Raw genomic sequence first — 12,585 nt, forward strand, 5'->3', positions numbered from 1 at the left:
GCGGTCTCCTGTCGTTTCTTGCAGGGGTTAGACCCCGATGGCGGCGCGGGTGCAAGAGCTTGGCATTGCGCAGACCCGCTCGGCTCCGCCATACAGGCGCCATGAGCTTTGCATCCCGCATCACCCGCCTGCCGCGCCCCTATGAACCCGAACTGGGAGAGGAGGCCCGCGCCGCCGCGCCCTGGGCCTCGGGCGATGTCGCCACGCTGCTCGCGGGCGCGGGCGGGTCGAGCCCTTATCTCAAGGGGTTGATCGGCAAGGAATCGGCCTGGCTCGAGGGTGCGCTGGCCGATCCAGAGGTCGCGCTGCCCGCGCTCTTCGATGCGCTGGAAGACACGCCGGCGGACAAGCTGGACAATGCGCTGCGGCAGGGCAAGCGCCGGGTGGCGCTGCTGACCGGGCTGGCCGATCTGGCGGGCGTCTGGCCGCTGGCGGAGGTCACGGGCGCGCTCACGCAATTTGCCGATCTGGCGGCGCGGCTGGCGCTGGAGGCGGCGATCGCGCGCGAGATCCGGCGCGGCAAGCTGCCCGGCGCCACCGAGGAGGACATTGCCATTGCAGGTGGCATGGTGGTGCTGGCGATGGGCAAGATGGGGGCCTTCGAGCTGAATTACAGCTCGGATATCGACCTTATCTGCCTTTTCGATCAGGATCGCTTCGAGCGCGACGATTTTCACGAGGCGCGCAGCGCCTTCGTGCGGGCCACGCGCAAGATGTCGGCGACGCTCAGCGATCTGACCGGCGAGGGCTATGTCTTCCGCACCGACTTGCGGCTGCGCCCCGATCCGGCGGTGACCCCGGTCTGCATCGCCATGGAGGCCGCCGAGCGTTATTACGAAAGCCTGGGCCGGGCGTGGGAGCGCGCCGCCTATATCAAGGCGCGGCCCTGCGCGGGCGACATCGCAGCGGGCGAGCGCTTTCTCGACACGCTGCGCCCCTTCGTCTGGCGGCGGCATCTGGATTTCGCCGCCATTCAGGACGCGCATGACATGCGCCTGCGCTACCGCGATAAGAAGGGCCACGGGCCGATCACCCTGCCGGGCCACGACATGAAGCTGGGCCGGGGCGGCATTCGCGAGATCGAGTTCTTCACCCAGACGCGGCAGATCATCGCCGGCGGGCGCGACCCGGATCTGCGGGTGCGCGGCACGGTCGACGGGCTGCGGGTGCTGTCGGAAAAGGGCTGGGTGCCCTTCGATGTGACCGAGCGGCTTACGGATCATTACCGCGCGCATCGCGAGGTGGAGCACCGGGTACAGATGGTCAACGATGCGCAGACCCATCTGCTGCCGGGCTCGGGCGACGGCTTCGACCGGCTGGCGGCGCTGATGGGGCGCGACCGGGCCGAGCTGGAACACGATCTCAAGGCCCGGCTCGAAGAGGTGCACGAGCTGACCGAGGGGTTCTTTGCGCCCGATGCGCGCGACGGGCGCAAATGCGAGGTGCCCGACGAGCTGGAGCGAAGCGAACTTCTGGCGCGCTGGACAAGCTATCCGGCGCTGCGCTCCGGGCGGGCGATGGAGATCTTCAGTCGTTTGCGGCCCGAGATCCTGAGCCGTCTGGCCCGCGCCGCGAAACCGCAGGAGGCGCTGGCGGCCTTCGACGGGTTCCTCGCCGGACTGCCCGCCGGCGTGCAGCTCTTTTCGCTCTTCGATGCCAATCCGCAGCTCATCGACCTGCTGGTCGACATCGTCTCGACCTCGCCCGATCTGGCGCGGCACCTGTCGCGCCATTCCAGCGTCTTCGACGCGGTGATCGGCGGCGATTTCTTCAGCCCCTGGCCGGGGGCGGCGGCGCTCACGGCCGAGCTGGGCGAGATTCTTGCGCGCGAGGGTGATTACGAACGCCGTCTCGATATGGCGCGCCGCTGGGCCAAGGAATGGCATTTCCGCGCGGGGGTACATCTGCTGCGCGGCCTCAGCGAGCCCGAGGAGGCCGGGCAGTGCTATGCGGATCTGGCCGAGGCGGCGCTGGCGGCGGTGCTGCCGGTGGTGCAGGAGGAATTCGCCCGCAAGCACGGCCCCGCGCCGGGGCGCGGCGCGGTGGTGGTGGGCATGGGCTCGCTCGGGGCGCGGCGGCTGCACGCGCTGTCCGATCTCGACCTGATCGTGATCTACGATCCGGCGGGGGTCGAGGCTTCGGAGGGCCGCCGCCCCTTGCAGTCGCGGCAATATTACGCCCGGCTGACCCAGGCGCTGATCACCGCGATGACCGCGCCCATGGCCGAGGGCAAGCTCTACGAGGTCGATATGCGGCTGCGCCCCTCGGGCAATCAGGGGCCGGTGGCGACCTCGCTCGCCTCTTTCACCGAATACCAGCGCAAACAGGCCTGGGTCTGGGAGCATCTGGCGCTGACCCGCGCGCGAGTGGTGGCCGGGCCGGTGGAGCTGGCCGAAGAGGTCGAGGCGCTGCGGGCCGGGATCCTCGCGGCACCGCCGCCGCGCGCCAAGGTGCTGGGCGAGCTGGCCGAGATGCGCGCGCGCATCGCCGCCGCCAAGGGGCAGGGCGACCCGTGGGATCCCAAGCTGGGGCGCGGGCGGATGCAGGACATCGAGCTTCTGGCGCAGGCCGGGGCGCTGCTGTCGGGCCGGGCGCCCCGGCGCACCGCGCGCGGGCTCGCGGCGGCGGCGCGCGACGGCTGGCTGGAGAAGGCGGAGGCCGATCACCTTGCCGCCACCTACCGGCTGTGCTGGAGCCTTCAGATCGGCGCGCGGCTGATCACCGAGGGCGCGCTCGACCCGGAAGAGCTGGGCGCGGGGGGCTGCGCCTTCCTCACCCGGCTGACCGGCACGCAGGCGGCGGCGGAGATGCAGGAAAAGCTCGACGACATGACCCGCCGCGCCGCCGGGATCATCGACGCGGCATTGCCCAGGGAGGCGGAGACATGAGCAAGGGGCACAAGGACGACCCCAAGGGGCTGATCACCGAGGCCTATCGCATCGAGGGCATCGGCGCGGCGGAATGCCGGTCGATCTTTCTCGACTGGGCGCTGTCGCTGCCCGTGGGGGCCGAGCCGCGCAGCCATATCGAGGCGCTGCTGGCGCGCCACGGGGAAGAGGGCCATCCGATGACGGAGGTGCTGCGCGAGGGGCTGACCCGCGCCGGGGCGCCGCGCCGCCGGGGCGGCGCCTCGGGCCGCCGCAACTGAGGGCACCGGGCCCGCGACGAAGGAAGCACTTGCTCCACGCCGCTGCATGCGTTTGGCTGTCGGGACCGTTCACACCGGGCCGCCCGCCGGCCCGGCCCGCCCTTGGCCGAGATTTATGCCCGAATACGTTCCCATCGCGATCCCCGAGCATCCGAGGCTTGCGCAGAACATCATCCATTTCGCCCGCGCGCTGCGCCGCGCCGGGCTGCCGGTGGGGCCGGGCCGGGTGATCGACGCGATCCGCGCGGTGGCGGCGGCGGGGTTTACCGACCGGATGGATTTCTACTGGACGCTGCACGCCTGTTTCGTGAACCGCCCCGAGCATCGCGTGGTCTTTGCCCAGATCTTCCGGCTTTACTGGCGCGACCCGCGCTATCTCGAACATATGATGTCGATGATGCTGCCCGCCGTGCGTGGCGTGCAGGAGGAAAAGCTCGCCCAAAGCGCCGAGAAACGCGCGGCGCAGGCGCTGCTGGGCGACCAGTTGCCCGAACTGCCCCAGCCCGAGGGTGAGGAGGAGGCGACCAAGATCGAGGTCGACAGCTCCTTCACCATCTCGACGGAGGAAAAGCTCAAGACGCTGGATTTCGAGCAGATGTCGACCGAGGAGATCGCGCAGGCCAAGCGCATGCTGGCAAAGCTGAAGCTGCCGGTGAAGCCGATCCCCTCGCGCCGGGGCATGGCGGCGGTGGACGGGCGGCGGATCGACTGGCGCCGCACTCTGCGCGCCTCGATGCGGCAGGGCGGCGAGATGCGGTCGCTCGCGCATCTGAAGCCGCGCCCGCGCTGGCCTAATCTGGTGGTGCTTTGCGACATCTCCGGCTCGATGTCGCAATATTCCCGCATGGTGCTGCATTTCCTGCATGCGGTGGCGAACGAGAAGGGCGCCGGCTGGGCCAGGGTCCATGCTTTCACCTTCGGCACGCGGCTCACCAATATCACCCGCCATCTGGCGACCCGCGACGTGGACGCGGCGCTGAAGGCGGCGGGCGCCGAGGCGCAGGACTGGGAGGGCGGCACGCGCATCGGCGAATGCCTGCACGCCTTCAATCGCGACTGGTCGCGCCGGGTCATGGGGCATGGCGCGGTGGTGCTGCTGATCACCGACGGGCTCGACCGCGACGACGCGGCGGCGCTGGAGAAAGAGATGGAGCGGCTGCATCTCTCGGCGCGCCGCTTGATCTGGCTAAACCCGCTGCTGCGCTGGGACGGGTTCGCGCCCAAGGCCTCGGGCATCCGGGCGATGCTGCCGCATGTGGACAGCTTCCGCGCCGGGCATTCGATTGCGTCGCTGGAGGATCTCGCGCAGGCGATCTCGCGCCCGGACGATGCGGGCGAGAAGGAGCGGCTGATGCGGATGATGGCGGGGTAGCGGCGTCACCGTTTGAGCTGTCTCCGGCGCGGACCATGGCGACGCCGCCGCGCCATCGCCGGACCGCCCCCCTGGGCCGGCGATTTGGTGACGCCAGCGCAAAGTGCCGAGGTCTTTCGGATTTGGCAGGGATAAAGTCGGGGGAACCATCTGTCAGATCGCCAAGCCGCGGTCCGGCGACGGCGCAGCTTTCTTTGCGCTCGGCGAGCTTTTCCGAACCAGGGTGCTGCCTTGACGGGGCAGACAGGTCTTTGAACCGCCATCCTCTCCGATGTTAGCGCCATTTGATCCAAATCATGCGGTATATGGAATGTGTTTGATATTCGGTTTCCAGAATATCTCTGGATCGGGAGGGTCATTCATGACTTTGAACTGGAAACTGGGCGGTTTGCTGCTGGGCGCGGTGTTCTTCGCCGCCGTCCTGCTGGTGAAGCCCATCGGGGTGAGCACGCAATTCGTGATCCTGGACGGGATCATCGCGGATAGCGTCGCCACCGACTTCATCACGCAGAGTGACGAGGGCTATACCTCGACCAACGCTTATATGGCGAAATCCGGTGGCAAATACGCCAAGAACGCCGCCAACCCGCTGAATTACAGCTTCATCTTCGTGTTGGCGATGGTCGGCGGCGCGTTTCTGTCGACCGTCCTGCGCGGCGGCATATCGAAGGAAGAGCGCAGCGCTCCGGCGATCTGGCGGGCGAATTACGGCGACACGCCGTGGAAACGCTACGCTGTGGCCTTTGTCGGCGGCTTCGTGGTGCTTTACGGCGCGCGCCTCGCGGGCGGCTGCACCTCGGGGCACATGATGTCGGGCATGATGCAGACCTCCCTTTCGGGCTATATCTTCGCCGCCGGGGCTTTCCTGACCGCCGTGCCCACCGCCATGCTCATGTATAAGGAGGGCTGACCCATGCAGATCGCTCTTGCCATTCTCATCGGCGCCGGTTTCGGCTTTGTGCTCGACCGTGTCGGCGCCACCAACCCCAATGTGATCGGCGGCATGCTGACGTTGCGACGGCTGCACCTGATGAAGACCATCCTGCTGGCCATCGGCACCGGCTCGATCCTGATGTTCGGCGGGCAGATGCTGGGCCTCGTGGATGTGATGCATATGGACGTGAAGGCCGCCTATGCGGGTGTGTTCATCGGCGGGCTGCTGCTCGGCGCGGGCTGGGCAGCCTCGGGCTACTGCCCCGGCACCGGCGTCTGCGCGCTGGGGACGGGGCGCAAGGATGCGCTTTTCTACATCGCGGGCGGGCTGCTGGGCGCTGCCGCCTATATGGCGACCTATCCGGCCTGGAAATCCTCCGGCCTGCTCGACGATATCGCGGGCGGCAAGGTGACGCTAGGCACGGTGCCGGGATCGAAATTCGACGGTCTCTTCGCGGTCTCCGGCGATATGCTGGGCATCGCGCTGGGGCTGGTCTTTGTGCTGGTGGCCTTCGTGCTGCCCGAGAACATCTCGGGCGGTCGCGTGCAGGAAGTGCCTGCGGAGTAAGGCGCCGGTCTTAAAACATCTGGCGGCTCCGGAGAGGACCTCCGGGGCCGTTGCGGTTGAAAACGCCGGATTTTGAGTATTTGCCAGAAAGATGAAAGGGCAGGCGCATCCCTTTCATCTTTCCGGACAATACTCCCGCCGGAGGCCGGCCCGAGGCGGGCGCGATTGCTGGGTTTCAGAAGAGGGCGTGGCCTGTCTTCCGAAAGCCGAATGCCGCCAGAAAGAGGGCGCCGCTCCTGATCTCCTCAAACACTCCTCTGGAGCCTTTGCCGGGCAAGGCCCGGACCGGAGATCACACCATCATCTCTTTCGTCGCGCTCAGCGTGATGTCGGGGTAATCCCGCACCACCCGGTCGATGTCCCATTGCAGCCGCGTCAGATAGACCACGTCGCCATCGTTGTCATGGGCGATGTGCTGCTTGTTGGCATTGACGAATTTCTCCACCGCTGCCTTGTCGCCCGAGACCCAGCGGGCCGAGGTGAACTGCGACGGCTCGAAGCGCACCGGCAGCCCGTATTCCTGCTCGATCCGCGCGCCCAGAACCTCGAACTGCAGCGCGCCCACGACGCCCACGATAAAGCCCGAGCCGATATTCGGCTTGAAGACCTTGGCGGCACCTTCCTCGGCGAATTGAAACAGCGCCTTTTCCAGATGCTTGGCCTTCATCGGATCGCCCGCGCGCACATTCTGCAACAGCTCTGGCGCAAAGGAGGGGATGCCGGTGACCTTCAGCGCCTCGCCCTCGGTCAGCGTGTCGCCGATGCGCAGCTGCCCGTGGTTCGGGATGCCGATGATGTCGCCCGCCCAGGCCTCTTCCGCCAGCTCGCGGTCGGCGGCGAGAAACAGCACCGGGTTGGCGATGGCCATGGGCTTTTTCGTCCGCACATGGGTGAGCTTCATGCCGCGCTCGAAATGCCCCGAGGCGAGGCGCACAAAGGCCACCCGGTCGCGGTGCTTGGGGTCCATATTGGCCTGCACCTTGAAGACGAAGCCCGCGACCTTCTTTTCCTCCGGCGCGATCTCGCGCGGTTCGGCGCGTGTCGGCTGCGGCTCCGGCGCCAGCGATCCGATGCCGTCCATCAGCTCCTTCACCCCGAAGGAGTTGATCGCCGAGCCGAACCAGATCGGCGTCATATGGCCTTCGAGCACCGATTGCGGGTCGAGCGCGGGCAGCAGCTCGCGCGCCATCTCGATCTCTTCCTTGAGCTGCTCCAGCAAGTCGGTGGGGACGTGCTGTTCCAGAGCCGGATCGTCCAGCCCTTCGATCTTGATCGATTCCGCCACCTTGTTGCGGTCGGCGCGGTCCATCAGCTCCAGCCGGTTGCGCAGCATGTCGTAGCAGCCGATGAAATCGCGCCCCATCCCGATGGGCCAGCTCGCCGGGGTCACGTCGATCGCCAGGTTTTCCTGGATCTCGTCGATGATCTCGAACGTGTCGCGCGCCTCGCGGTCCATCTTGTTGCAGAAGGTCAGGATCGGCAGGTCGCGCAGGCGGCAGACCTCGAAGAGCTTCTGCGTCTGGCTTTCCACACCCTTCGCGCCGTCGATCACCATGATCGCCGCATCCACCGCCGTCAGCGTGCGATAGGTGTCTTCGGAGAAATCCGAGTGACCGGGCGTGTCCACGAGATTGTAGCGATACTGGCCGTAGTCGAAGCTCATCGCCGAGGCCGAGACCGAGATCCCGCGCTCCTGCTCCATCTTCATGAAGTCCGAGCGCGTGCGCCGCGCCTCGCCCTTGGCGCGCACCTGACCGGCCATCTGGATGGCACCGCCATAGAGAAGGAATTTCTCGGTCAGCGTCGTCTTGCCCGCATCCGGGTGCGAGATGATCGCAAAGGTGCGGCGCCGGGCGATTTCCGGCGGCAGGTCGGGGCGGTTTTGAGGCGTGTCCAGCATGAGCGAGCCTATATCGCCAGCCGATGCGCCCCGCAATGCGCGACCGCGCATTTGGAGAACTGCCGGGGTCGTGCTAGACTGACCGGGCGTTTTTGATCTGCATTATTTCAACAGGAGAACATTCATGTCTGGCAACACCCCCCTCAAATCCCGTCTCAGCAAGGCCCTCGGCCTCTTCGTCTCCGTTCCCCTGTCGGCTCTGCCGGCATTGGCACAGGACAAGACCCCGGACCGCACGGTCGGGCTGAGCAAGGGCCGCGCCGTCGGCGTGCGCGCGATCAAGGGATCGACCGGTTTGCGCGTCCCGGGCATCCGCAAGCCCGGTATCCGCTATCCCGGCATCCGGGTGCCCGGGAGTGTCGGAAAGAACCTGCCGGAGTTCGAGGGCAAATAAGGGCTTGCCGGGGTGCACCTGGCGGTCCGGCCGCGGCCCGACGGGGTCATCCTGCCGGACTATGCGTTTCCGGACGCGATCTGCGTGCCCTGGTCTGATTTCACTATCAGGGCCACACTCGAGGCGCTTGCGGGCGAGATTTCGCGGCAGGCGGGCGTTGTCCTGATCTGCCGCGACCCCGACGCCGCCCGGCGCTTTGTCGCGGGTCAGGCCCGTCCCGAGCATTTCGGCATTGTCACCGGCGGCTTCGACAGCCCCTGGCTGCGCGACCACGCACCGGTGGCGCTGAGGGCCGAAGGCCGGTTGCGATATGTGCGCCCTTTGCGTCACGGCACGCCGCGCGAAAACGATGGCCGCCTGTTCGAAACGGTCTTTCCCGCCGCCGAGCGGATCACGCCGCTCAATCTGGCGGCGGGAAATCTGGTGACAGGGTCCGGCGGACTGGCGGTGTCGACCGACGGCATTCTGGAAGAGAACGGTCTCGAGGATCCCGGGCCGCTGCTGCCCATGGCCCGGATGCTGGGGATACACGACTGGCTGATCGTGCCGGGGTTTCCGGACGATCTCAGCCGCCATTCCGATTGCATGCTGCGCTTTCTCGGCCCCGATCTCGCGGCGATCTGCCTGCGTGACGACGACCCGGAGGCGCGCCGCGCCTCGGATGCCTGCCGGGACGGCTTGCGAAAGCTGCGGCCGGAGATACGCCTGCTGGACCTGCCGGCGGCAGCGGGACCGGGCGGGTTCAACAGCCCGCTCAACTGGATACAGCTCGGCCAGACCCTGCTGCTGCCGGATTTCGGCGTCGAGGATCCGCTGGCGAGAACGCGAACCGCCCGGCTGCGCGCGGCCGGCTTCGACGGCCTCTCGATTCCCTGCGCAACATCCGGGCTGGGCGGCGCGCTGCATTGCCTGACGGCATCCGTCTTTGCATCCTGACGGCACAGCGCAGGCATGATGATCCTGCGGCGCAACAAGCAGAGCCGCTCACCGGGCCGCATCGCAACAGGGCCACACGCGCCCTCCCGCTGTTTCCATTGGCTGCAAATATCCCGGGGGGAAGCGCGCCCCGGCGCGCGAGGGGGCAGCGCCCCCAACCACGGCGCCGCAGACGCGGCGCACCCCCTCAGCAGCTCGACGACTTGCGCAGAAGTTCCGCCAGATCGGGGCGGTTCAGCAGCGCCTCATGCACTTCCAGATCGCCGTGATCGCTCTTGCCGTGCCCGGGCAGGAGCTGCGACAGCCGTTGCGACAGCTCCTGCGGCAGTGCGGCCCGGGTGCGGGTATCGACCAGCATGGATTCCGCCGCGATTCCCTCGGCATAGATGATCTGATGGTGATCGAAGAGCATCTGGTAATAATCCACGAATCCGCCCTTCACGCGGGTGATCGTATCGCCGTTGATCAGATGCCGCGCCTTCACCAGAAGCTCCGACCGCCCGGCACCCAGCCGGTCCTGACGCTGATAGATGAACAGCCGGTGATCGGGGCTGACCAGAAGATCGCCGGAATTGTGCAGCACGCCCGCCTTGATCAGGATCGGCGCGAAGGCGCCCACGGCGCGCGCCGTGTGGTGCCCGATCCAGCGGATCTCCTGCGGGCCGTCGTCACGGGTCAGCACCCGGTCGCCGACGCTCAGCGCCTCGACCGGGCGTTGCGCGCCCGAGGCCAGGGTGATCATCGTGCCGCGGGTGAAGGAGACACAGGCGACCTGCGCGAATTTCTGCAGCGCGTCGTCGCGCGACACCCCGACCAGCGCATAGTCCTGACGCGGGTTCATGGCGCCGAGCGGCAGCAGCAGGATCTCGGCAACGTCGCCATCGGCGTCGGTTTCCACCAGCACCAGCCCTTCGGTGGTCTCGCCGTCGCCCGACATGAAGGTCACCGCGCAATCGAGATGCAGATCCGCGCCGGGCGTGCCGATCTCGCTGTCTCGGGCAATCCTGAAGGGCGGCTGGCTGACCGGGTGCAGGCTGAGCCGATGCAGCGCGGCCACCGGCGAGACGCGGTAGATGTCGTCGGGAATCAGCTCTTCGGCAAAACTCAGCCCGTCGCCGAGATTGGCGCCGTTGATCACCCGGATCTGATCCGCGCGATAGACGTTGACGCTATGCGCTGCCTGCGCGTTTGCCGACTGCTCCATGAACTGGTCCATGACATGCCCACCTTGTCAAACCCACCTGACCGCTTCCATGCCGGTCGCGGTACGGAAACAGACTATACCCCATTGTATGCATTGGGAATGTGTCATCAAATGGGTCGTCCGCCGGCGTTTTCCCGGCGCAACAACGCGGCAGAGAAGGAGCGCGCAGGAGATGGATCTGAAGATTGCCGGAAAGCGGGCGCTGGTCTGTGCCTCGTCGCGCGGGCTGGGCCGGGGCTGCGCCGAGGCGCTGGCCGAGGCCGGCTGTTCGCTGGTGATGAACGCCCGCAGCCCGGGCCCGCTGGAGGCGGCCGGCGCGGAGATCAGCGCCGCCTACGGGGTCGAGGTCACGGTGGTGCCCGCCGATATCGTCGATCCCGAGGGCCGTGCCGCGGTGATCGAGGCGGCGGGGGCGGTGGATATTCTGGTGACCAATTCCGGCGGTCCGCCCGCGGGATACTGGACGGAATGGGACCGGGGCGATTTCATCGCGGCGCTGGACGACTCCATGCTGACGCCGATCGCGCTGATGCAGGCGCTGATCCCGGGCATGATGGCGCGCGGCTGGGGCCGGGTGGTCAATATCACCTCGCGCTCGGTCAAGGCGCCGCTGCTGCCGCTGGGGCTGTCGAATTCGGCACGGGCGGGGCTGACGGGCTTTGTCGCGGGCACCTCGCGGCAGATCGCGGGCAGCGGCGTGACGATCAACAACCTGCTGCCCGGCGTGCATGACACCGACCGCATCGACGAGCTGGACGATGTGACCGCCGCCGAAAAGGGCATCAGCCGCGACGAGGCGCGCCGCCAGCGCGCCGCCGGCATTCCCGCCGGGCGCTATGGCGATCCGGCCGAGTTCGGCAAGATGTGCGCCTTTCTCTGCTCGCAGCACGCGGGCTATATCGTCGGACAGAATATCCTGCTCGACGGCGGCGAAACCTTTGCCTCGCTCTGAGTACCAGCATGGCGCGCGGCCCTGACGGCAAAGGCGGTGGGGCGGGGTTCTCGCTCGCCGATCAGCTTTTCAACGCGGAGACGGCGGGCGATCTGGCCGCCGGCTTTGCGATGCTCCCCGGCTTCGATGCCGGGCGCTTTCTCGAGACCGTGCTGCCGCGCTTTCCGGGGCTCGGCGTCCATGCGCGGCTTGACGTGTTGGCGGATGGGCTCGAAGCGCAATTGCCGCGCGATTTCAACGCGCTGGCCGAGGCTCTTGAAGCCGCGATGCCGCCGCCGCTTTCACCGGATCTGCGGGACGACGATTTCGGGCGCTTTGTCCATGCGGTGCCTGGCGTGCTGGCGGCACGGCACGGGCTCGAGGCGCCCGAGCGGGCGCTCGACCTGCTCCATGCGGCGACGCAGCGGTTCTCGATGGAATTCGCGATCCGCCCCTTTCTGAACCGCTGGCCCGATCTGGTGCTCGACCGCATGAGCGTTTGGGCGCGCGATCCGCATTACCATGTGCGGCGGCTGGTCTCCGAGGGCACGCGCCCCCGGCTGCCCTGGGGCATGGGGATCGCCGTCGACCCGCTGCGCCCGCTGGAACTGCTGGATCTGCTGCATGCGGATCCAGCGCGCTTCGTGACCCGCTCGGTGGCCAATCATCTCAACGATCTATCCAAGATCCATCCCGAGGCGGTGTTGGGCCGGCTGCGTGGCTGGCGGGAGCGGGGCGCGCAGGACCCGGCGGAGCTGGACTGGATGACCCGGCACGCGCTGCGCACCGCGGTGAAGCGGGGCGAGCCCGAGGCGCTGGCGCTGCTGGGCTACCGCGCCGATCTGCCGGTTCGCGCGGCGCTGGAACTGCCCGCCGAGGTGCGGATCGGGGAGATGCTGGCCTTTGCCGTGACGCTGGAGGGGGAGGAGGCCGGGCCGGTGCTGGTGGACTACCGGCTGCGGTTCGCGCGGCCGTCCGGCGATGCGGAGAAGGTGTTCAAGCTCAAACCCGGGCGGTTGACGCCGGGGCGCCCGCTGCGGCTGGAGAAGCGGCACCGGATGAAGGGCGACGCGACGACCTTCCGGCTGCATCCGGGACGGCATGCGGTGATCGTGCAGGTGAACGGGCGGGATGTGGCCGAGGGGGCGTTCGAGTTGCTGGCGGTGTGAGCGGTGTTGGGAGTGGTGGGCAAATTGCCC

General features: G+C 67.7%; 11 protein-coding genes. 9 read left to right on the forward strand and 2 right to left on the reverse strand.

The window, feature by feature from the left end:
* The first annotated feature begins 101 nt into the window (after window positions 1-101).
* The 5 genes from glnE to M4578_RS04120 all read left to right on the forward strand — a co-directional run bounded on the left by glnE (window position 102) and on the right by M4578_RS04120 (window position 6,021).
* Window positions 102-2,888 (forward strand): bifunctional [glutamate--ammonia ligase]-adenylyl-L-tyrosine phosphorylase/[glutamate--ammonia-ligase] adenylyltransferase, encoded by a 2,787-nt coding sequence (gene glnE, locus M4578_RS04100; protein WP_258092173.1) that lies wholly within the window; start codon window positions 102-104, stop codon window positions 2,886-2,888.
* A complete protein-coding gene (locus tag M4578_RS04105) occupies window positions 2,885-3,148 on the forward strand; it encodes a hypothetical protein (protein WP_258092174.1) in 264 nt (87 codons plus the stop codon). The genes glnE and M4578_RS04105 overlap by 4 nt, the downstream gene beginning before the upstream one ends.
* A gap of 115 nt (window positions 3,149-3,263) precedes the next feature.
* The gene (locus M4578_RS04110; protein WP_258092175.1) at window positions 3,264-4,520 is read left to right on the forward strand and encodes a vWA domain-containing protein; all 1,257 of its coding nucleotides are present in this window, start codon (window positions 3,264-3,266) and stop codon (window positions 4,518-4,520) included.
* A 361-nt stretch (window positions 4,521-4,881) separates the two neighbouring features.
* On the forward strand, window positions 4,882-5,430 hold the full coding sequence (locus M4578_RS04115) for a YeeE/YedE family protein (RefSeq protein WP_258092176.1): 549 nt from the start codon (window positions 4,882-4,884) through the stop codon (window positions 5,428-5,430).
* 3 nt (window positions 5,431-5,433) lie between these two features.
* A complete protein-coding gene (locus M4578_RS04120; protein WP_258092177.1) occupies window positions 5,434-6,021 on the forward strand; it encodes a YeeE/YedE family protein in 588 nt (195 codons plus the stop codon).
* Between the two features lie 292 nt (window positions 6,022-6,313).
* Here the strand turns inward: M4578_RS04120 and M4578_RS04125 are convergent, their stop codons facing one another.
* Window positions 6,314-7,921, reverse strand: coding sequence for a peptide chain release factor 3 (locus tag M4578_RS04125; RefSeq protein ID WP_258092178.1), 1,608 nt, complete (start codon window positions 7,919-7,921; stop codon window positions 6,314-6,316).
* Window positions 7,922-8,045: 124 nt separating this feature from the next.
* On the opposite strand from M4578_RS04125, the gene M4578_RS04130 reads away from it, so the two are divergent.
* Both M4578_RS04130 and M4578_RS04135 read left to right on the forward strand, forming a co-directional pair.
* Window positions 8,046-8,315 carry a hypothetical protein gene (locus M4578_RS04130; protein WP_258092179.1) on the forward strand — a complete coding sequence of 90 codons (270 nt, stop codon included), beginning with the start codon at window positions 8,046-8,048 and terminating at the stop codon, window positions 8,313-8,315.
* A gap of 12 nt (window positions 8,316-8,327) precedes the next feature.
* Complete coding sequence (locus M4578_RS04135) at window positions 8,328-9,251, forward strand: agmatine deiminase family protein (protein WP_258092180.1); 924 nt, start codon at window positions 8,328-8,330, stop codon at window positions 9,249-9,251.
* A 187-nt stretch (window positions 9,252-9,438) separates the two neighbouring features.
* Here M4578_RS04135 and M4578_RS04140 read toward each other — a convergent pair whose 3' ends face one another.
* Window positions 9,439-10,467 (reverse strand): Hint domain-containing protein, encoded by a 1,029-nt coding sequence (locus M4578_RS04140; RefSeq protein ID WP_258092181.1) that lies wholly within the window; start codon window positions 10,465-10,467, stop codon window positions 9,439-9,441.
* A gap of 160 nt (window positions 10,468-10,627) precedes the next feature.
* On the opposite strand from M4578_RS04140, the gene M4578_RS04145 reads away from it, so the two are divergent.
* Entirely contained in the window at window positions 10,628-11,407 is a 780-nt protein-coding gene (locus tag M4578_RS04145; protein WP_258092182.1) for an SDR family oxidoreductase, read from the forward strand.
* An 8-nt stretch (window positions 11,408-11,415) separates the two neighbouring features.
* The gene (locus M4578_RS04150) at window positions 11,416-12,555 is read left to right on the forward strand and encodes a hypothetical protein (RefSeq protein WP_258092183.1); all 1,140 of its coding nucleotides are present in this window, start codon (window positions 11,416-11,418) and stop codon (window positions 12,553-12,555) included.
* Window positions 12,556-12,585: the final 30 nt, after the last annotated feature.

The sequence above is a fragment of the Salipiger pentaromativorans genome, from assembly GCF_024721115.1.
Lineage (GTDB): Bacteria > Pseudomonadota > Alphaproteobacteria > Rhodobacterales > Rhodobacteraceae > Salipiger > Salipiger pentaromativorans.

What these genes read in the sequence shown, in the direction of transcription:
- glnE (WP_258092173.1), top strand. Translation starts at nt 102, where the DNA reads ATGAGCTTTGCATCCCGCATCACCCGCCTGCCGCGCCCCTATGAACCC.
- M4578_RS04105 (WP_258092174.1), top strand. Translation starts at nt 2,885, where the DNA reads ATGAGCAAGGGGCACAAGGACGACCCCAAGGGGCTGATCACCGAGGCC.
- M4578_RS04110 (WP_258092175.1), top strand. Translation starts at nt 3,264, where the DNA reads ATGCCCGAATACGTTCCCATCGCGATCCCCGAGCATCCGAGGCTTGCG.
- M4578_RS04115 (WP_258092176.1), top strand. Translation starts at nt 4,882, where the DNA reads ATGACTTTGAACTGGAAACTGGGCGGTTTGCTGCTGGGCGCGGTGTTC.
- M4578_RS04120 (WP_258092177.1), top strand. Translation starts at nt 5,434, where the DNA reads ATGCAGATCGCTCTTGCCATTCTCATCGGCGCCGGTTTCGGCTTTGTG.
- M4578_RS04125 (WP_258092178.1), bottom strand. Translation starts at nt 7,921, where the DNA reads ATGCTGGACACGCCTCAAAACCGCCCCGACCTGCCGCCGGAAATCGCC.
- M4578_RS04130 (WP_258092179.1), top strand. Translation starts at nt 8,046, where the DNA reads ATGTCTGGCAACACCCCCCTCAAATCCCGTCTCAGCAAGGCCCTCGGC.
- M4578_RS04140 (WP_258092181.1), bottom strand. Translation starts at nt 10,467, where the DNA reads ATGGACCAGTTCATGGAGCAGTCGGCAAACGCGCAGGCAGCGCATAGC.
- M4578_RS04145 (WP_258092182.1), top strand. Translation starts at nt 10,628, where the DNA reads ATGGATCTGAAGATTGCCGGAAAGCGGGCGCTGGTCTGTGCCTCGTCG.
- M4578_RS04150 (WP_258092183.1), top strand. Translation starts at nt 11,416, where the DNA reads ATGGCGCGCGGCCCTGACGGCAAAGGCGGTGGGGCGGGGTTCTCGCTC.